Here is a 689-nt window from a genome sequence, read left to right on the forward strand (position 1 = left end):
TTATAATGGTTCGGTAGAAGTTACTTTGGAAGAAGTCGCTGATGCGCCTGCGGTGAGTGCGAGTGATGTAAATGGTGATGAGAATAGTGCTATTGCCTTGGATATCACTGGTAGCCTAGCAGATAACGACGGTTCTGAGTCAGTTACTGGTTACACTATCAGGGATGTGCCGTTAGATGCTACGTTATCTGCTGGCACTGACAATGGAGATGGTAGCTGGACGTTGACAGCCGCTGAGCTTGCCGGTCTCACGATCACGCCAGCAATAGGCCATCTAAGCGATATCGTTCTGCAGGTCACGATTCATAATGAAGATGTTGATCCCGATGATAGCAGCCAAGTCGATAGCAATAGTGCAACGACGTCAATGACTGTAACAATTAATCCGGTTATTGATGGCCCGAACCCGGTTGACCCAGTCGATCCGACTGATCCAATCGATCCAACGAACCCGAGCGCGGATGGCAATCCATTAACAGGAACGGTAAGCACGTTAGAGGATACTGAGGTCGATCTTGAACTGGGTCCATTAACCGCTGTTGATAGCACTGAAACGATCAGCAGTGTCACGATCGGTGGCGTGCCAACCGGAGCGATTTTGTCAGCGGGTACGAACAACGGTGATGGCACCTGGACAGTGGATCCTGCTGATCTTGACGGTTTGAGCCTTACGCCAGTCGAACATTCCA

General features: G+C 50.1%; 1 protein-coding gene. It reads left to right on the forward strand.

The annotated features are described in order from the left end of the window. The coding region (locus A3738_RS11080) for a hypothetical protein (RefSeq protein WP_231876625.1) at positions 1-689 on the forward strand (689 nt) is incomplete at both ends.

The organism is Oleiphilus sp. HI0066 (genome assembly GCF_001635725.1).